The following is an 18,478-nucleotide window of genomic DNA, read 5'->3' as shown; positions in this document are numbered from 1 at the left end:
CCCGTCCGCCGCTAACATCCGGGAGCAAGCTCCCTTCTGTCCGCTCGACTTGCATGTATTAGGCACGCCGCCAGCGTTCGTCCTGAGCCAGGATCAAACTCTCCGAAAAAGTACAAAACCGAAGTTTTGTTTTTCGTCAGCGTTTGACTGACTACCTATGATGTATCATAGGATTTTTTTATAAAAACTCGAATTAACAGGTACGTTTTGTCTTGTTTAGTTTTCAAAGAACTTGTTTACCGCTTCAGAAGCGACTAGAACATCTTATCACATCCAAGTTGTTAGTGTCAACAACTTTTTTGTTATTATGTTTTTTCGTTTCTTCGTCATCAGCGACGTATATTAATTTACCACCATATATAATCAAAGTCAACAATATTTTGCATTAAATAATAAACTTTTCAATTACGACTAAAGCTGCTACACCTGGAATGCCCAACAAACCACTAATTCCGCTCGTTACAGGGTTAATGGAAACATGAAGCCCTAAACTCTCGCCGAATAAATTGAGACAAAATAAAAAAAGAGCGCCTGCGACAAATTTTATTCCGATAAGCCCCAACCATTTGAATGGATTCGCTTGAACACCCGACATAAACAACAATAAAACAGCTAACAAAATTGAACCAATCACAATAACAGGTTCCATAATCCTCTCATCTCCTCTTCATATGAATAGTACAAGCATATGAGAGGATTATGGAAAATAGACCTGCTATCTCCAGTTGTTTAAACGTAAATTTCTCTTTTTCGCTTCTCTCAGATAGAAAAAGTACTTCGCTTGAGCAAGCTTTAATTCGAATAGAATGTCCGGTGAAGGCTCAACGCTGTTTGCGACAAGCTTTTTTTGTCTGTTCCATTCTTCCTTTTGCTTAAAAAGCTGTTGAATTAATATCTCATCGAATTCTTTTCGAATTGATTTTCTGCGAAGAAAACCCATGTACCGTACTTCTCCTTCCTACATCTCACGTCTGCCTTCTAGAGCCTTAGAAAGTGTGACTTCATCCGCATACTCTAAGTCTCCACCTACTGGGAGTCCGTGAGCAATGCGAGAGAGTTTAATTCCTGATGGTTTCAACAATCTAGAGATATACATGGCCGTTGCTTCTCCCTCAATGTTTGGATTGGTTGCAAGAATGACCTCTGTGACTTGATCGTCTTGCAATCTTTTTAATAGGTCAGGAATTTTAATATCCTCTGGCCCAATTCCGTCCATTGGTGAAATAGCACCATGAAGCACATGATATAAGCCGTTGTATTCTTTCATTTTTTCCATTGCGATCACATCTTTTGGATCCTGCACGACACAGATCACAGATTGATCTCTTCTTGTATCTTCACAAATATAGCAAGGATCCTGGTCGGTGATATGTCCGCAAACAGAACAATAAGTTAAATTACGCTTTGCATTAACAAGTGCCTTCGCAAAATCCAGCACGACATCTTCTTGCATACTAAGAACAAAAAAAGCCAGACGGACCGCAGTTTTAGGTCCGATTCCTGGCAATTTCATAAAGCTATCAATCAGCTTTGATATTGGTTCAGGATATTGCATCTTCAGTTATTCCTCCTAGAATAAACCTGGCATGTTCATTCCTTTTGTGAATTGACCCATTGTTTCATTCGTTAGTTCATCAACTTTTTTCAATGCATCATTTGTTGCTGCAAGTACAAGGTCTTGAAGCATATCGATGTCTTCAGGATCAACAACTTCTTCATTAATCGCCACATCAACGACTTCTTTTTGTCCATTTACTTTTACAGTGACCATGCCGCCACCTGCCGTACCTTCAAGGACTTTTTCTGCAAGCTCTTCTTGAGCCTTAGCCATATCCTTCTGCATTTTTTGCATTTGTTTCATCATTTTTTGCATATTTCCCATTCCACCGCGCATATGAACACCACTCTCTTTCAAATTGTTAATCTTTAATTTCAATTAAATCGGTTCCTACTAACTTCTTTGCTTCTGCAATTAATGGATCTTCTTCAGCAGAAGCTGCCTGACCATCTGCTTGTTCTTCAGGCTGATGATCTCTTAAAAATTCTTCTCTTATTTTACCCCATTGAGCGTCAGGAACGCCAACTAATTCCACTCTTTTTCCTAGCATAGATTCTAGCAGTTGCTCAAGATTGGTTCGAACACCACTTTTATCTTCGGCCACCATCTTACAATGTATTTCAAATTTGAATTTTAAAACAAAGGCATGAGTTGCCGCCGCAACTGGTTCACTATCTGTTAATAGCGCAGCGTGAGATACCTTATTTTGCTGTTTTAATTGGGCAAGAAGTTCTCCCCATTTGCCTTTTATTTTTTCTAGTTCCGGTCGCTTCGCTTCTTTTAAAATCTCATGAATTCGACCGACAGGTGCACGATAGCCATTTTTATTACTCGTTTGAGGTCGAGGTGCTTCCGTTTTTGCTTGAGGACTCTGAGACTGAGTCATTGGAACACCCTCAGCTTTTAGCCTAGATAGCTCCTGTTCCAGCCTGTCTATTTTATTCGTTAATGCTGTTAGGTCGGAATCAGCCGGAGATGATACAGCACCAGCCGTTGACTGACAGAGCTTAACCACAGCTACTTCAAAGAAAATTCTAGGGTGATTTGTCCATTTCATTTCCTGATGGCTTTTATTCAGCACTTCAATCGTTTCATAAAGAAACTGAGGTGTCACACGTTCTGAAAGAGCTACAAACTTATCGTCGACTTTGACTTTTTCAAGGACACCTTCAAGATCCGGTGCTGTTTTGTAAAGAAGCATATCTCTAAAGTAGAAGATCATATCCTCTATTAATTTCGCGGCATCTTTCCCCTGTTGAAGCAATTCATTTAACGTATCCAGCGCTATCGCAATATTTTGCTCAAAAATGGCTTCAGCAAGCTGACTAATGAAATGCTGAGATACAGCACCTGTAATGAGCAGTGCATCATCAATTGTGAGCTGTTCACCACTAAATGAGATCGCTTGGTCAAGGAGACTGAGTGCGTCACGCATGCCTCCATCTGCCGCACTAGCAATAATCTCGAGTGAACCCTCTTGTATATTTAGGCTTTCTGCATCTACAATTTTCTCCATTCGTCCAACAATATCTTTTGTCGTGATCCGTTTAAAATCAAATCTCTGACATCTTGATATGATGGTAAGAGGAATCTTATGAGGCTCTGTGGTAGCCAAAATAAAGATACAATGAGCAGGTGGTTCCTCTAGCGTTTTAAGAAGTGCATTAAATGCCCCGATAGAGAGCATATGTACCTCATCTATAATATAAACCTTATATGTAACCGCTGAAGGAGCAAATTTCACTTTATCACGTATATCCCGAATTTCATCTACCCCGTTATTTGAGGCAGCATCTATTTCAATCACGTCTGAAATCGAACCGGTCGTAATCCCTCTACAGGCATCACACTCATTACACGGCTCACTAACAGGTGACTTTTCACAGTTCACTGCTTTCGCAAAAATCTTGGCAGCACTTGTTTTACCTGTTCCTCTAGGACCTGAAAATAAGTAAGCATGAGAAAACTTTTTCTGCAAAAGGGCATTTTGCAACGTTTTTGTGATGTGTTCTTGTCCAACAACATCCTCAAAAACTTGAGGTCTGAACACTCGGTATAAAGCTTGATAACTCACAAATACGCCCTCCTCCATTTATCATCATGTTCATTATACATGATGCAACGATCAATTCAAAAGTACACCTTTATTTTCTAATAAACGAAAAAGAGCATTTCCTTTAAAGACTTTTTACTTTTCTTGATTAAAAAACGTGTTTTCCTGCTTTCTGAAAATGTCTGCCAGATCAATAAGAACATTCGTTCCCTATATGAATTGCTTCAAAAAAACCTCACCCTAAAAATGGCTTTTTTGCTATTTGTATAAACAAAACAACTGATATATTCTTTCAATAGCAACAAAAAACTCACCTAGATAAACTAGATGAGTTACATTTAATATTGATTTACCGTGCACCTTCTGTCGATTCGCTACCCCAAGCGTTACTTAAACAGTTAGCTCGGCCCAGGCAACCCTGCGGCACATGAGAGGTTTCACTTAATGCTGCTTCCTTCCGGACCTGACATGGTTCATGAATTCCCATTGCGCAGGACCAAGACGTCAACACCACTTATTTAAGGCAGACCTTGAAGTAAACGAACCTTGAGAAGGGATTCGGCCTCGCTAGAGCGGATTGCGAGTACAGGGCACCGCTACCTCCCCGCTTAGCACGGCAAAATGAATATTAAATTGTTGGTGACGCAGACATAAGTATACCTTCTAAGTGATAAAATTGCAAACGACATCCATTCATTTACTTTTCGCTTGCTTCTTCTGCTGACGGAGGTCTCGAAAGAACTGACTTAACAGCTCACCACACTCATTTTCAAGCACACCACCAATGACTTCAGACTGATGATTGAACCGCTCATCGTCCAATAAATTCATTAAAGTACCAGCACAACCACCTTTAGGATCATAGGCACCAAAAACGACCTTTTTCACTCTTGAAAGTACAATAGCGCCTGCACACATTGGGCACGGTTCGAGTGTAACATAAAGTACAGCATCTTCTAAACGCCAACTACCAGTCATTTTACACGCTTCATCAATAGCAAGTAATTCCGCATGAGCAATTGATCGCTGTTCACTTTCCCTTAAATTGTGAGCACGGCTTACAATTTGATCATCAACAACGATGACGGCACCGATTGGAACTTCTCCTATTTGTTTTGCTTTCAAAGCTTCAGAAATAGCTTCTTGCATAAACTGTTCATCTTTCGTCATAGCACGGCTCTCTTTTCATGTTTTTTTAAAGGATATTGAGGTTAACATATTATCACAATCTTTTAAAGGGGGTCTTGATTTGCCAAAACAACAAAAGGCACTTCTTATTATTGACATGATCAATAATTTTGATTTCGAAATGGGACATGTGCTCGCTGAAAAAACAGAGCAAATGACCAATAAAATTTTAGCCCTTAAACGACACGCTATCAAGAAAAATTGGCCAATTATCTATATCAACGACCACTATGGACTCTGGAAGGCTGATATCAAAGCTGTTATGGAAACATGCAAAAACGAAAGAAGTGCCCCTATTTTAGAACAAATGGCACCATCTAAAGATGATTACTTCTTAATTAAACCTAAGCACTCTGCTTTTTACGGAACAGCACTAGAGACACTCCTAAATGAATTAGGTGTGCAAGAACTTATTTTAACTGGAATTGCCGGAAACATCTGTGTCCTGTTCACTGCAAATGACGCTTACATGCGAGAGTACAACCTCACTGTACCTAAAGATTGTATTGCTTCAAATGATGATAGAGACAACGAGTACGCTTTAACGATGATGGAGAACGTTCTTCTTGCCAAAATCACAACAACTAAAGAGATCACGGATGAAAATCAAACATGATTTATCCATCACCCTCATAAATTGTTAGCAATAACAAAGGGGGCGTTGACCATTCAAATTTATGTTGTCAAAAGAGGAGATACATTAAATGAAATTGCCATACGTTTTAAAACAACGGTAAATGAAATCATTCGGACCAACGACATCGAAACACCAAATCAACTAGTCGTTGGACAAACAATTGTCATCCCTATTAGAGGTCAATTTTATGAGGTCAAACAAAATGATACACTTTATCAAATTGGAAGAAGATTTCAAATTTCGGTAGAAGAATTGGCACGTGTGAATCGGATTCGGCCTGAAGCCATATTGCCTATTCGTTTTTTGCTTTATATTCCACAAAGACCGAAAAGAAATATTAATTCTAATGCTTATATAGAACCTCGCGGAAACCAAGTCAGCGAAAATTTAAAGCAAGCAGCCAGAGAGGCATCTCCATACTTAACCCATCTCGGTGCCTTTAGTTTTCAAGCGCAAAGAGACGGCACACTTCGCGAGCCACCGTTAGATCAATTACCTCAGATTGCCGCTCAAAGCAGAACGGTTTTAACCATGGTAGTCACAAATCTAGAGAATGATAAATTTAGTGATGAACTCGGGCGAATCCTTTTAACAAATCAAGCTGTCAAAACGACATTATTAAATGAAATCGTCCGCGTTGCTCAAAAGTATCAATTAAAAGAAATCCATTTTGACTTTGAATATTTACGCCCTGTTGATAAAGAAGCCTACCTTCAATTTTTAAGAGAAGCAACAACTCGTTTTCATCAACAGGGTTGGACTATTTCTGTGGCACTTGCTCCTAAAACAAGCAGTGAACAGAAAGGAAAGTGGTATGAGGCGCATGACTATGAAGCAATCGGTAAGATCGTTGATCATGTTGTGCTAATGACTTATGAGTGGGGCTACAGCGGCGGGCCTGCACAAGCCGTCTCTCCGATCGGCCCTGTCCGCCAAGTCATTGAATATGCACTGACTGTCATACCTGCCAATAAAATTGTGATGGGGCAGAATTTATATGGTTATGATTGGACGCTTCCTTATGTTCAAGGAGGCCCTATCGCCAAAGCCGTCAGCCCTCAACAAGCGATCGCCATTGCTAGAGAGAATAATGTATCCATTCTATATGACGAAACAGCACAAGCACCTTATTTCCGTTATATAGATGCTAACAACAAAGAACACGAGGTTTGGTTTGAAGATGCAAGATCCATTCAAGCCAAATTTAATCTCATTAAAGAGTTAAACCTAAATGGAATTGCTTACTGGAAATTAGGTCTATCCTTCCCACAAAACTGGTTGTTGTTATCAGATCAATTTAATATTGAAAAAAGAACGACATCGTAATTCATACGCTCTATCTCTCAGAAGGGGTATGGTACAATATACATTGGTTTGACAACTTTATAGATAGAGGAGAACGCCTATGTATCCTGCCCCTTTTATTGCAGTGGAAGGCCCAATTGGAGCCGGAAAAACAACCTTGGCTACAATGCTTTCAAAGGAATTTCAATTTCCTTTAGTAAAAGAAATTGTAGAAGAAAATCCATTCTTAGATAAATTTTATGAAGATATGGAACAATGGAGCTTTCAGCTTGAGATGTTCTTTCTATGTAATCGGTTTAAACAGTTAGAATCTATTGAAGAGAACTATGTCAAAAAACAGCAGCCGATTGTCACTGATTATCATGTCTATAAAAATATGATATTTGCAGAAAGAACCTTATCCAAAAAGCACATGGATAAATACAGAAAAATCTATCACTTGCTGACAGATGATCTTCCTAAACCAAATGCCATGATCTATATAAAAGCCAGCCTTCCCACCTTACTTGATAGAATAAAGATGAGAGGCCGATCTTTTGAAGAAGACATTGATCCAGCTTATTTAAAAACCTTGATTGAAGATTATGAGTTGGCCATCGAGCATTTAAAACAAACTGACCCAGGGGTTCCTATTATTACAATTGAAGGCGATCATACAGACTTCGTTTTCTCACAGCAAGATTACCAGCAAATTGTACAGAACATAAAGGAGCAAGTACTATGAAAAATATTGAAATACCAAAGGATGCTGTCATTACAATTGCAGGGACAGTTGGTGTCGGAAAATCGACCATGACGAAAACAATAGCGGACAAGCTAGGATTTCAAACTTCTCTCGAAAAAGTAGATGATAATCCATACTTAGAGCCTTTTTATTCAGATTTCCAAAGATGGAGCTTTCATTTACAGGTCTATTTCCTAGCTGAACGTTTTAAGGAGCAGAAACGAATCTTCGAGTCTGGTGGAGGTTATGTACAAGATCGGTCCATTTATGAGGACACTGGTATTTTTGCTAAAATGCACGCAGACAAAGGTACCATGTCAGAGGTAGACTATGAAACGTATACAAGTCTATTTGAGGCGATGGTGATGACACCTTACTTCCCTCACCCAGATGTCCTCATTTACTTGCATGGGGATTTAGATCATATATTACAACGTATTGAAGAGCGCGGGAGAAAGATGGAAACTCAAACCGATCGAGCATATTGGGAAGAAATGTACACTCGATATACAGAATGGATCGAACAATTTGATCTGTGCCCTGTGATTAAAATTAATATTGAAGATTACGACTTACTTCATGATGAAAGCTCACTTGAGCCAATTCTTCATGAAATTGCTTCTGTTATTCAAAAAAATCGCTCTAACACAAAATAAAAAAAACCGCTGCATTTCTCGAATGCAGCGGTTTGACAATTTCCAATTTTTATGCGTTTCAATTCAACTAAGGTAAAATCAAATGGCGGAGGAAGAGGGATTCGAACCCCCGCGGGCTTTGACACCCCTGTCGGTTTTCAAGACCGATCCCTTCAGCCGGACTTGGGTATTCCTCCGTATCGACAAGAATTAATATATCATATCATCTTATTTTAAGTCAACATCTTTTCGAAAAAAATTTCAACATTTGATTTTGGTATGATGTTTAGCCTATAAAAAGCTAAAATGAACTTTATTTTAGCCTTTTGTCTTCTTTTCAGCGTAATAGAAAACCTTTGAAGTCTAGGAAGGACGAGTACTGGCGCGGAGCGAATTTGTCATTCGTGAGCACCAGCGCGCAGGACTGACAAAGAATGCGAGGGTTTGTCTACACGCTGAAGCAGCCGATAATCGGCTGCTCTTCATTTATTTCGTATCCTGTCTAATGTCTTCAATAAAAAGATTCATCTCTTCTTTAAAATCGTTTAATGATTCGATAATCTTTGTAAAGTCTGTCACTTGTTTAGCTTGTTCGTTTGTTGAACTGCTGATTTGTGAGATATTTTCAGATAAAGTGCCAATGCTGTCTTGGATTTCTTTTAAAAATGCATTAATGGTTTCAGCTGCTTCCTTTGATCCATCTGATAACTTACGTACCTCGTCTGCAACAACAGCAAAGCCTTTTCCATTTTCACCTGCTCTTGCCGCTTCAATTGCAGCATTGAGTCCTAACAGGTTTGTTTGTCTCGCAATACCGCCAATGGTTTTGACGACTTCTTCAATGTTTGCGGATTTCTCTTCTGCTCTTCCGGCCTGCTCACTAATTTCCAAGCTTGTCGCAGCCAGTTCTTGAGAATGAGCAGCAATTTGCTCAATTCCACCTTGTAACTCTTTCGCTACTTTATTGATATGTTCCATATAGCCGCTTAATTTCTTCTCACGATGATGTGAAAAAGCCACTAAAAAAGAGCCAATCACTTTTCTATCTTCATCAAAAATCGGATAACCTTTTACAGCAATTTCATAACCATATAAAGACTCTGGCAAATGCCCATCATATTCTTGTCCTCTTAATGTCGTCGCCACGTTTTGGTCCTCTGGGTTTAAAGCGTCCCCTACTTTAATGCCAAAATCTACTGTGGTCGATGGATAATAGCAAAGTACCTTTTCTGTATCAGTGATGCCGAAAAGGACACTTTCATCTAGAACTTTTCTGAGTAATTGAGCCATTTCAACATAATAGTCAAGCCTATTCAAGGTTATTCCTTCTTTCCTAGATGCTTTTAGTTCTTTTATCGGCTTATTTTAGAAAAGCTGTAGAAGTTTAGGTAAAAAGAATAAGATGCCATGACGGCATCTTATTTTATCACTTCTTTATTTCCCATATAAGGACGTAACACCTCAGGAATGATCACTGTTCCATCCTCTTGTTGATAGTTTTCTAAAATGGCTGCAACAGTTCTTCCTACTGCTAAACCAGATCCATTTAATGTGTGGACGTGTTCTGGCTTGGCTTTAGGCTCAGGGCGGAAACGAATGTTTGCTCGTCTCGCTTGGAACGCTTCAAAGTTACTGCAAGAAGAAATTTCACGATACGTATTTTGGCTTGGAATCCATACTTCGATATCGTATTTCTTCGCAGCCGTAAAGCCTAAATCTCCTGTACACATACTCATGACACGGTATGGCAGGTTCAATAATTGAAGAACTTTTTCTGCTTGGTTTGTTAGTTTCTCTAATTCTTCATAAGAATCTTCTGGTCTGACAAATTTCACAAGCTCTACTTTGTTAAATTGGTGCTGACGGATGAGTCCGCGCGTATCTCTGCCGGCAGAACCAGCTTCTGATCTAAAGCAAGCACTAAACGCTGCATAATTGATTGGCAGCTGCTCTCCTTCAAGAATTTCGTCACGGTGCATATTCGTAATTGGCACTTCAGCCGTTGGAATGAGGAAATAATCTTCTTCTCGAATTTTAAAAGCATCCTCTTCAAACTTTGGAAGCTGTCCGGTTCCTGTCATGCTTGCTCTGTTGACCATATAAGGTGGTAGTACTTCAGTAAAACCAAATTCATCTACGTGTAAATCCAGCATAAAGTTATAAAGTGCACGCTCTAACCGTGCGCCTAGCCCTTTATAAAAAACGAAACGGCTTCCTGTCACTTTTCCTGCACGTTCAAAATCCAAAATTTTCAGTTCATCCGCTACATCCCAATGCGGCTTTGGTTCAAATGAGAAGGCTGGCTGTTCGCCCCATTTTCTCACTTCAATGTTGTCATCTTCTGTTTCACCGACTGGTACAGAATCATGAGGGATGTTTGGAATTGAGAACAGGATGGTTTGCAGGCTTTCCTCTACTGTTCTTAATTCATCATCCAACTTCTTAATCTCATCGCCTACCTCACGCATTTCTTGAATAATGTGATCGGCGTCTTTCTTTTCTCTTTTTAGAACAGCCACTTGCTGTGATACTTCATTTCTTCGGCTCTTTAATACTTCTGTTTTGCCGATTAATTCTCTTCTTTTTTGATCCAGTTCACCAAACTTATCAAAATCCGCTAAATCTTCGCCTCGATGGGCTAATTTTTCTTTGATTTGATCAAAATCCGTGCGCAGTTGTTTAATATCCAGCATGTGTAACACTCCTTTTTTATCGAAAAATAAAAAGAGCCCTCATCCCATGAAAGGGACGAGAGCTCTCGCGTTGCCACCCTGATTGAAAACACGCCAAAAGCATGCTTTCCTCTTTCCTCTGTAACGGCATCACCGTAAATGCTTACTTCATGTTTCAGCATTTCGCTCAAGGATGGATTCAGAATGCATCTTTCACCGATTCTCACCAACCATCGGCTCTCTGAGAAAGAGGGGCTTCTTACTATTTCCCGTCAACGCTTTTTCGATCTTTGATTGTGATTTTAATGTACTATAAGTTTTATCTCTTTTCAACCGTTTTATACAGCAAGCTTCGTTTTATAGGACTCCACCATCTCAACAAACAGCTGTGTTAACCGATGGTCGTCTGTCAGCTCTGGATGAAAAGAACAACCTAAGATATTGTTTTCTTTCGCCATCACAATCCTGCCGTCATACTCAGCCATGACCTCTACGCTCTCATCTGCGCTGATGATATGAGGCGCACGGATGAACACTCCTGTAAACGGCGCATCCAGTCCTTTCACTTCTACATCTGCTTCAAAGCTGTCTACCTGTCTGCCAAACGAATTACGTGCAACAGATACATTTAACAGTCCAAGATGAGCATCTTCTCGATCTTCTATATGCTTTGCCAGCATAATCAAACCGGCACAAGTCCCAAATATCGGTTTACCTTGAGCAGCGAACGCTTTAATCGGTTCAATGAATTGGTACGTATCCATGAGTCTTCTCATCGTCGTACTTTCACCACCAGGGATAATGAGACCGTCAACAATTTCTAACTCCTCTACCCGCTTGATGATCTTTCCCGCTGCGCCACAAGCTTCAATCGATTGAATATGCTCTCTCACCGCTCCTTGAAGCCCTAGTACACCAATTGTTAGCATGTTCGTTTGCGCTCCCTTAATTACCAGCCACGCTCTTGCATACGCTCTTCTGGCAATAGATTTGAAATTTCAATTCCTTTCATCGCTGTTCCAAGCTCTTTAGAAAGCTCGGCAATTAGACGGTAATCTGTGAAATGAGTCGTTGCTTCTACAATCGCTTTTGCAAATTTAGCTGGATTGTCTGATTTGAAGATACCAGAGCCGACAAATACACCATCTGCTCCAAGCTGCATCATTAATGCTGCATCTGCTGGTGTCGCAACACCTCCAGCAGCAAAGTTTACAACCGGTAATTTGCCTTCTTTTTTAATTTGAAGCAATAATTCATAAGGTGCGCCTAAATTTTTGGCTTCTGTCATCAATTCATCTTCACTCATTGCCGCCACTTTACGAATTTGAGCATTGACCTTTCTCATATGACGAACAGCTTCTACAATATTTCCTGTACCAGGCTCACCTTTTGTACGCAACATAGATGCACCTTCTGCAATACGACGAGTCGCTTCACCTAGATCACGGCAGCCACATACGAAAGGAACCGTGTATTCATTTTTATTTAAATGGAATTCCTCATCTGCGGGCGTCAGCACTTCACTCTCATCAATATAATCAACACCAAGTGCTTCAAGAACACGAGCTTCCACGATGTGGCCGATACGTGCTTTTGCCATGACTGGAATCGTTACTGCATTTTGTACTTCTTCTACGATTCTTGGATCTGCCATACGGGCAACACCGCCTGCTGCACGGATATCAGCTGGTACCCGTTCTAGTGCCATTACTGCCACTGCGCCTGCTTCTTCTGCGATTTTTGCCTGCTCAGCATTGACGACATCCATAATGACGCCACCTTTTTGCATTTCTGCCATTCCACGTTTTACTCGTTCAGTTCCCTTATTGCTCACAATTGTTTCCTCCCATTTGTCTATTCGATTGATTCAACACCTTTATCATACAAGCGATAGAGTATAACAATAAAGAGAATAGTATAACAATTCAATTAGCTCATAAAAAAGAAGAAACCCTTATATATCAAGGTTTCATAGTTAAAAAGGCATCATTCCCTCTTTTAAGTGTTATTAACATGTTATAATGCATCTATAACAATTCGAAACCATCTATAACAATTCCACACCCATTGGAGGATTTTCATGCATATTGATATCCATCGACATTCAGATACATCTCTTTCAAATCAGATTTATTTTTCCATCGTTGATCACATTCAATCAGGTCTGCTTCAGCAAGGCGATAAGCTGCCGACTGTACGTGATCTAGCGAAACAGCTAAATGTAAGTCTTGTCACAGCGGCAAAAGCCTATACACGGCTTAAGGACGACGGATTTTTAACGACTGTACAAGGGAAAGGTACGTTTGTGAATGAGCAGCATGAGCAAACTGACATCCCGGTTCAATCATCTACTTCTTTCGATTGGCAGTTATCGATCCCAGATTATTTACCAAGGTCTCAATTCGCTCAGTATCACTATGTCGAAGAAGCCATTAATCTTTCTTCCTCTATGATTGATCCTGGTCTTTTACCTAACCGGTATTTAGAAAAAGAAATGCAGCATGTCCTAGCCCGTCATCCTCAAATCATGTCAAAATACGGAGAAATACAAGGTGACCTTCAGCTTCGTCAGGTCATTCAATCATTTCTAGAAAAATTAGATGTTCCTTCTACTCCTGAAAATATCCTTGTCACTAGCGGTTCTCAGCAAGGACTTGATTTAGTGGCACGTACATTTATCGGGCCGGATGATGTAGTTGTCATGGAGGCGCCCACCTATCCAGGCGCAATTGATGTCTTTATGGGGAGAGGGGCACGAATTATTACGGTTCCTGTCGACCATGAAGGAATGAACATGAAACAGCTTCAAAGCATTTGTGATAAATATAAACCAAAGCTCATCTATACCATTCCTACTTTTCACAGTCCTACAGGCGCCAGTATGTCGATGAAACGAAGAAAACAGCTGCTTTTACTGGCACAAAGCATTGATTGTCTCATTGTAGAGGATGATCCTTATCGTGAGCTTTATTTTGAAAAGAAACCGCCGGCACCCATTAAAAGCCTAGATCACGATGGACACGTCATTTATTTACGAGGATTAAGCAAGACACTGGCTCCAGGATGCAGAATTGGAATTATTACAGCGTCAGGCTCTATATTTAACCGTTTATTAGCTGCAAAAGCCAATAATGATTTAGGGAGCCCGCTTCTCACCCAAAAGGCGATCTTACCGTTTCTCACATCCAAGAAGATGATCGATCATACGAAAAAATTAAGAACTGCCTTGAAGGTGAGACGCGATTTGATGATGGAAGTGTTGACAAAACATGCGCCAAAGGACGTCACGTGGCAAATCCCACAGGGCGGGCTCAATTTGTGGCTTAGCTTTCCTTCCTGGGTCGATACACGTGCCCTATTACATGAGGCACGGAAGCAGCAAATCACCTTCCTGCCTGGCTCTGTCTGCTATCCTGGAGAGCCGAAGCAGAATTATATACGTCTCAGTTTTTCTTATGTGAACGAAAAGGCACTGACAGAAGGGATGGAAAAGTTATGTGGTATTTTTCAGCAGGCCTTGTCTACACCTCAAAACCACAAACAATCTCTTTTCTTTTAACGATAAAAAAACTGCTCTCTATATGTGAGAGCAGTTTTTTATTAGAACCAACCTTTTACTGTGTCAACGATTCCGCCCCAAATGCCAGCGAAGAATCCACCTACACCACGCATTGCAAGGATGAACCAGTTTGCTTTTTCATCACCTGTTTTCGTCACAAGCTCAACACCTGATTGGTCTTTACTCAAATAGCCGTAGTCCTTCTCATCACCAGAATAAGAAGTCGTCAGCATGCCAACCTTTGTTCCTTTTTTAATAGGAGCTTCTAGGTTCTTTTTATCAATATTTACTTTCGCTTTATAGCTCTTCTCGTCACCATTTTTAACCGGTACAGAGAAAGCTTCTTTCGTCACGACGGGTACTTCTTTATCTTTCCCTTTATCGACTTCGATGTTTTCATGTCCCTTGATTTGTTGGCCTTTTTTGTACATTTCTTTCATCGTGAAGTTTTTAAAGGCATAATCGAACAATTTTTTCGCCACATCAAAACGAGCTGTATGAAGATTTCCTTTAGCATTCAGGACAACTGCGATCACACGCATGTCACCACGTTTTGCTGTACCTGTGAAGCTAGAACCAGCTGAATCAGTAGAGCCCGTTTTCAGACCGTCTACGCCTTCATATTCTTTCACAAGTCCTTTAAGCATAAAGTTCCAGTTTGGCATGTCCATTTCGTCATCTGTGCCTTCTCTGAACTTTGTTTTCGCGATGCTTGCTGTTTCAAGAATTTCTGGATGATCTTTGATGAGATGCTGTGCAAGCAAAGCCATATCCTTTGCGGAAACTTCGCTTTCTTCATCAGGTCCCGTACCTTTTGGCTGTTTGCCATGTAAGTCTTTATTTTCTAATCCAGTTGCATTCACGAATTTGTAATTGGTTAAGCCAAGTTCTTTTGCTTTTGCATTCATTTTTTCAACAAACTTTGATTCTGATCCAGCGATTACCTCTGCTAGACCAATTGCTGCTGCATTTGCTGAATAAATAGCCGTTGCTTGATAAAGTTCTTTGACAGTATACGAACCATCTTTTCTCAATGGAACATTGGATAAACTACGGTCCTGAGAAATTTCGTACACGTAATCATCTGGCGTATATGTTTGATCCCATTTCACTTTGCCTTCAGCAATCGCCTCTAGTAATAGATACTCTGTCATCATCTTTGCCATACTTGCAATAGGCAGTCTTTGTTCTGCGTTTTTACTATAAAGAATTTTACCTGTAGAAGCTTCAATAAGGATGGCTGCTTTCGCATTCACATTGAATGGATCTTCAGCCGCTTTTGCTTTGGACATTGGGGTAAATGCAGTAACAATCAATGCCAATGCAAGGATAGAGACCATAAGCTGTTTCAACATCTTGCTGTTCAATCGTCATACCTCCGTATTCATCTTTTTTCGACGTTTTTCATATATATTTAATCCACAAGGGCTTATTTCGACACAACAGTATAAATTTTATCACAATAAAGACAAAAAAAATAGACAGAGTCATAGACCCTGTCAAATGTAATTTGATTGTCACAATTTATCAAGAAATTGTGTAGTTTGGTGATTCTTTTGTAATTTGTACATCATGTGGATGGCTCTCACGAAGACCTGCACCTGTCATGCGAATGAATTGTGCTTCTTCTCTAAGAGTACGTAAGTCCTGTGTTCCACAGTAGCCCATACCAGAGCGAATACCGCCAACGAGTTGGTAAACAGTGTCAACAACTGGTCCTTTATACGGTGTACGTCCTTCGATACCTTCTGGAACGAATTTTTTATTATCTTCTTGGAAGTAACGATCTTTACTTCCTTTTTCCATTGCAGCAACAGAACCCATACCACGATATACTTTGAAACGTCTACCTTGGAAAATTTCTGTTTCTCCTGGGCTTTCAGATGTACCAGCAAGAAGGCTTCCCAGCATAACAGCATGTCCACCAGAAGCTAATGCTTTCACGATATCACCTGAATATTTAATTCCACCATCTGCAATAATAGATTTACCATGTTTTCTTGCTTCTGTTGCACAGTCATAAATCGCTGTGATTTGTGGTACACCGACCCCTGCAACAACACGTGTTGTACAAATCGATCCTGGTCCAATACCCACTTTTACAATATCTGCTCCAGCTTCAAACAATGCTTTTGTTGCTTCAGCTGTTGCAACGTTACCAGCAATGATGTTAAGAGAAGAATACGTTTCACGGATTTTCGATACAGTGTCTAGAACACCTTGAGAATGACCGTGTGCTGTATCAATGACGATCACATCAACATTGGCTTCTACTAATTTTTTCACACGAGTCATTGTATCGCCAGTGACACCTACAGCGGCACCAACAATTAAACGGCCATGTGCATCTTTAGAGGAGTTAGGGAATTCAATCACTTTTTCAATATCTTTGATGGTGATGAGACCTTTTAATGTTCCTTCGTCATCTAAAAGAGGTAATTTTTCAATTTTATATTGCTGAAGGATTTTTTCAGCTTCTTCTAATGTTGTTCCAACAGAAGCTGTCACAAGTTCCTCTTTTGTCATCACGTCGCTAATCTTCATTGAATAATCCGAAATAAAACGAAGGTCACGGTTCGTAATAATCCCAACAAGCTTTTGATCTTGTTCGTTATTAACAATCGGTACACCAGAAATACGATATTTACCCATTAAATGTTCTGCATCGAATACTTGATGATCCGGTGTTAAGAAAAATGGATTTGTAATAACACCACGCTCTGAACGTTTTACTTTGTCCACTTGTTCAGCTTGCTGCTCAATAGACATGTTCTTATGGATGATTCCAAGACCACCTTGACGTGCCATTGCAATCGCCATTTGTGATTCCGTCACAGTATCCATTCCTGCACTAATAATTGGAATGTTCAGCTTTAAAGTGCTTGTTAACTCAACTGATAAATTGACATCACGCGGAAGCACCTCAGACTTTGCTGGAACAAGCAACACATCGTCAAACGTCAAACCTTCTTTTGAAAATTTACTTTCCCACATTAGTAAATCCCCCTCTTTTCGGCAAAATATTATATGTAGATTATCAACTAGAAAACAGCATGTCAAGGAAGCAACAAACAGTTGCAATTTTTAGAAAATATAAAGAGAGTTGAGGAAGAAGATGAAAAGTTCAGGATGGAAGGATTTAAAACGTTTTTACTCACTTGAAACTTCCCAAAAATTTCTATTTCAACAGTACGAAAAACGGAACATTCAGGAGGCAAACCAGCAAGCCTATAAAAACTGTGAACGATTTATTTACTTTTTAAAGCACGGTCATACATTTTATGACCAAGCCGCATCAGCTCCGCTTGAACTAAAACCGATTTTATTGTTTTATGGAATGGCACAGCTGTTAAAGGCATGTTTGCTGACAGTGGATCCCGACTATCCTTCTCAAACCTCTGTCTTAGCTCATGGTGTCACCTCAAGAAAAAGAAAGAAGCAACATTATCGTTTTAGTGAGGATGAAGTCAAGATTCAGCGAAACGGATTATGTATGCATGTATTAAAGCACTTATTTCATTTAAATGGTCTTGAAGATGAACGATTTACGATGATCAATCTCCTTTCAAAAATACCTGAAATGGGTCATATTCTTGAGTTTCAAAAACAGCCCGCGACTTTAGTGAAAGTAGAGCAAGCAAATGGCATGTTGATTCAAGATCATATTCCCTTGCTCTATAATATGTCTGCCGAACGTTTTATTGAATATTTTGAGTTCCATACAACTTGGAAGCTTAAGCAACGAGAGGCTAAAAAACTAACATTTGATGTATTTTCAGAAGAAAACCCTGCTCTTGCTACTCATCTTCATTATGATTTAGAAATGAATCAATGGTTCATTCCATCAACGCGAGATGCCTTTTTAGGGATTCCTGAGATCATCAGCCATTACTTGTTAATGTATAACCTCAGTATGATTGCCCGCTACGAAACAGAATGGTGGTACGAGCTTTTATCTCAATACATTAGTGATGATTATGTCATGATTGAACGTTATATGGAGATTGCAGAGGACAAGTTTCCGGCTTATATCATGATGCTGCTAGAAGAAAACACAAAAAAGACCAGTTCCGACTGGAACTGATCCTTTGAAAAGCTTGGCGGCGTCCTACTCTCACAGGGGGAAACCCCCAACTACCATCGGCGC

Annotated in this window: 17 protein-coding genes, 1 tRNA gene, 1 rRNA gene, 1 other RNA gene, 1 pseudogene and 1 other annotated feature; of the genes and pseudogenes, 6 read left to right on the top strand and 15 right to left on the bottom strand. The window is 39.9% G+C overall.

Translation table 11 applies throughout. The features are described from left to right. From ASG46_RS06790 to tadA, 8 genes are all read right to left on the bottom strand, one after another. Window positions 1-109, bottom strand: a 16S ribosomal RNA gene (locus ASG46_RS06790); the annotation flags it as partial. A gap of 276 nt (window positions 110-385) precedes the next feature. Further along, window positions 386-649, bottom strand: coding sequence for a pro-sigmaK processing inhibitor BofA family protein (locus tag ASG46_RS06785; protein ID WP_012009068.1), 264 nt, complete (start codon window positions 647-649; stop codon window positions 386-388). A 66-nt stretch (window positions 650-715) separates the two neighbouring features. Continuing rightward, the gene (locus tag ASG46_RS06780; protein WP_008342008.1) at window positions 716-940 is read right to left on the bottom strand and encodes a YaaL family protein; all 225 of its coding nucleotides are present in this window, start codon (window positions 938-940) and stop codon (window positions 716-718) included. 18 nt (window positions 941-958) lie between these two features. Continuing rightward, window positions 959-1,555, bottom strand: a complete 597-nt coding sequence (gene recR / locus ASG46_RS06775; RefSeq protein WP_003218094.1) for a recombination protein RecR — start codon at window positions 1,553-1,555, stop codon at window positions 959-961. A gap of 15 nt (window positions 1,556-1,570) precedes the next feature. Then, complete coding sequence (locus ASG46_RS06770; RefSeq protein ID WP_008342011.1) at window positions 1,571-1,894, bottom strand: YbaB/EbfC family nucleoid-associated protein; 324 nt, start codon at window positions 1,892-1,894, stop codon at window positions 1,571-1,573. Window positions 1,895-1,919: 25 nt separating this feature from the next. Next, window positions 1,920-3,632, bottom strand: coding sequence for a DNA polymerase III subunit gamma/tau (gene dnaX, locus ASG46_RS06765; RefSeq protein WP_056703800.1), 1,713 nt, complete (start codon window positions 3,630-3,632; stop codon window positions 1,920-1,922). Window positions 3,633-3,963: 331 nt separating this feature from the next. After that, an RNA gene (gene ffs, locus ASG46_RS20460) (signal recognition particle sRNA large type) lies at window positions 3,964-4,228 on the bottom strand. A gap of 76 nt (window positions 4,229-4,304) precedes the next feature. After that, window positions 4,305-4,781, bottom strand: coding sequence for a tRNA adenosine(34) deaminase TadA (gene tadA, locus ASG46_RS06760; protein ID WP_007496052.1), 477 nt, complete (start codon window positions 4,779-4,781; stop codon window positions 4,305-4,307). Window positions 4,782-4,860: 79 nt separating this feature from the next. Here tadA and ASG46_RS06755 point away from each other — a divergent pair, with 79 nt between their 5' ends. From ASG46_RS06755 to ASG46_RS06740, 4 genes are all read left to right on the top strand, one after another. Next, on the top strand, window positions 4,861-5,415 hold the full coding sequence (locus ASG46_RS06755; RefSeq protein WP_025206593.1) for an isochorismatase family cysteine hydrolase: 555 nt from the start codon (window positions 4,861-4,863) through the stop codon (window positions 5,413-5,415). Window positions 5,416-5,460: 45 nt separating this feature from the next. Beyond that, on the top strand, window positions 5,461-6,762 hold the full coding sequence (locus ASG46_RS06750; protein WP_056703797.1) for a glycoside hydrolase family 18 protein: 1,302 nt from the start codon (window positions 5,461-5,463) through the stop codon (window positions 6,760-6,762). 79 nt (window positions 6,763-6,841) lie between these two features. Continuing rightward, entirely contained in the window at window positions 6,842-7,465 is a 624-nt protein-coding gene (locus tag ASG46_RS06745; RefSeq protein ID WP_056703794.1) for a deoxynucleoside kinase, read from the top strand. Then, window positions 7,462-8,121 (top strand): deoxynucleoside kinase, encoded by a 660-nt coding sequence (locus ASG46_RS06740; RefSeq protein ID WP_056703791.1) that lies wholly within the window; start codon window positions 7,462-7,464, stop codon window positions 8,119-8,121. The genes ASG46_RS06745 and ASG46_RS06740 overlap by 4 nt, the downstream gene beginning before the upstream one ends. Before the next feature lie 83 nt (window positions 8,122-8,204). On the opposite strand, the gene ASG46_RS06735 is transcribed toward ASG46_RS06740, so the two are convergent. The 5 genes and pseudogenes from ASG46_RS06735 to pdxS all read right to left on the bottom strand — a co-directional run bounded on the left by ASG46_RS06735 (window position 8,205) and on the right by pdxS (window position 12,606). Next, window positions 8,205-8,297: transfer RNA gene (locus ASG46_RS06735), tRNA-Ser, on the bottom strand. A gap of 289 nt (window positions 8,298-8,586) precedes the next feature. Next, window positions 8,587-8,922: pseudogene (locus ASG46_RS21605) on the bottom strand (methyl-accepting chemotaxis protein); the annotation flags it as partial. Window positions 8,923-9,518: 596 nt separating this feature from the next. Further along, the gene (serS, locus tag ASG46_RS06725) at window positions 9,519-10,793 is read right to left on the bottom strand and encodes a serine--tRNA ligase (protein WP_008342028.1); all 1,275 of its coding nucleotides are present in this window, start codon (window positions 10,791-10,793) and stop codon (window positions 9,519-9,521) included. Between the two features lie 48 nt (window positions 10,794-10,841). Then, window positions 10,842-11,057: a binding site (T-box leader), on the bottom strand. 53 nt (window positions 11,058-11,110) lie between these two features. Beyond that, entirely contained in the window at window positions 11,111-11,701 is a 591-nt protein-coding gene (gene pdxT, locus ASG46_RS06720) for a pyridoxal 5'-phosphate synthase glutaminase subunit PdxT (protein ID WP_008342030.1), read from the bottom strand. Window positions 11,702-11,721: 20 nt separating this feature from the next. Then, a complete protein-coding gene (gene pdxS, locus ASG46_RS06715; protein ID WP_008342033.1) occupies window positions 11,722-12,606 on the bottom strand; it encodes a pyridoxal 5'-phosphate synthase lyase subunit PdxS in 885 nt (294 codons plus the stop codon). Window positions 12,607-12,852: 246 nt separating this feature from the next. On the opposite strand from pdxS, the gene pdxR reads away from it, so the two are divergent. Continuing rightward, entirely contained in the window at window positions 12,853-14,331 is a 1,479-nt protein-coding gene (pdxR, locus tag ASG46_RS06710) for a MocR-like pyridoxine biosynthesis transcription factor PdxR (protein ID WP_007496070.1), read from the top strand. Window positions 14,332-14,372: 41 nt separating this feature from the next. On the opposite strand, the gene ASG46_RS06705 is transcribed toward pdxR, so the two are convergent. Beyond that, on the bottom strand, window positions 14,373-15,698 hold the full coding sequence (locus tag ASG46_RS06705; protein ID WP_008342036.1) for a D-alanyl-D-alanine carboxypeptidase family protein: 1,326 nt from the start codon (window positions 15,696-15,698) through the stop codon (window positions 14,373-14,375). 160 nt (window positions 15,699-15,858) lie between these two features. Continuing rightward, a complete protein-coding gene (gene guaB / locus ASG46_RS06700) occupies window positions 15,859-17,325 on the bottom strand; it encodes an IMP dehydrogenase (RefSeq protein ID WP_056703788.1) in 1,467 nt (488 codons plus the stop codon). A gap of 121 nt (window positions 17,326-17,446) precedes the next feature. On the opposite strand from guaB, the gene ASG46_RS06695 reads away from it, so the two are divergent. After that, window positions 17,447-18,415: a YaaC family protein gene (locus ASG46_RS06695; protein WP_056703786.1), complete on the top strand. Its 969-nt coding sequence runs from the start codon at window positions 17,447-17,449 to the stop codon at window positions 18,413-18,415. Window positions 18,416-18,478 lie beyond the last annotated feature (63 nt).

Origin of the sequence: Bacillus sp. Leaf49 (assembly GCF_001426125.1) — a bacterium.
GTDB classification, from domain to species: domain Bacteria; phylum Bacillota; class Bacilli; order Bacillales; family Bacillaceae; genus Bacillus; species Bacillus altitudinis.
This window is presented reverse-complemented; position numbering and strand designations above follow the sequence as displayed.

Coding starts and splice junctions, on each gene's coding strand:
- ASG46_RS06785 (WP_012009068.1), bottom strand. CDS start 649: ATGGAACCTGTTATTGTGATTGGTTCAATTTTGTTAGCTGTTTTATTG.
- ASG46_RS06780 (WP_008342008.1), bottom strand. CDS start 940: ATGGGTTTTCTTCGCAGAAAATCAATTCGAAAAGAATTCGATGAGATA.
- recR (WP_003218094.1), bottom strand. CDS start 1,555: ATGCAATATCCTGAACCAATATCAAAGCTGATTGATAGCTTTATGAAA.
- ASG46_RS06770 (WP_008342011.1), bottom strand. CDS start 1,894: ATGCGCGGTGGAATGGGAAATATGCAAAAAATGATGAAACAAATGCAA.
- tadA (WP_007496052.1), bottom strand. CDS start 4,781: ATGACGAAAGATGAACAGTTTATGCAAGAAGCTATTTCTGAAGCTTTG.
- ASG46_RS06745 (WP_056703794.1), top strand. CDS start 6,842: ATGTATCCTGCCCCTTTTATTGCAGTGGAAGGCCCAATTGGAGCCGGA.
- ASG46_RS06740 (WP_056703791.1), top strand. CDS start 7,462: ATGAAAAATATTGAAATACCAAAGGATGCTGTCATTACAATTGCAGGG.
- serS (WP_008342028.1), bottom strand. CDS start 10,793: ATGCTGGATATTAAACAACTGCGCACGGATTTTGATCAAATCAAAGAA.
- pdxT (WP_008342030.1), bottom strand. CDS start 11,701: ATGCTAACAATTGGTGTACTAGGGCTTCAAGGAGCGGTGAGAGAGCAT.
- pdxR (WP_007496070.1), top strand. CDS start 12,853: ATGCATATTGATATCCATCGACATTCAGATACATCTCTTTCAAATCAG.
- guaB (WP_056703788.1), bottom strand. CDS start 17,325: ATGTGGGAAAGTAAATTTTCAAAAGAAGGTTTGACGTTTGACGATGTG.
- ASG46_RS06695 (WP_056703786.1), top strand. CDS start 17,447: ATGAAAAGTTCAGGATGGAAGGATTTAAAACGTTTTTACTCACTTGAA.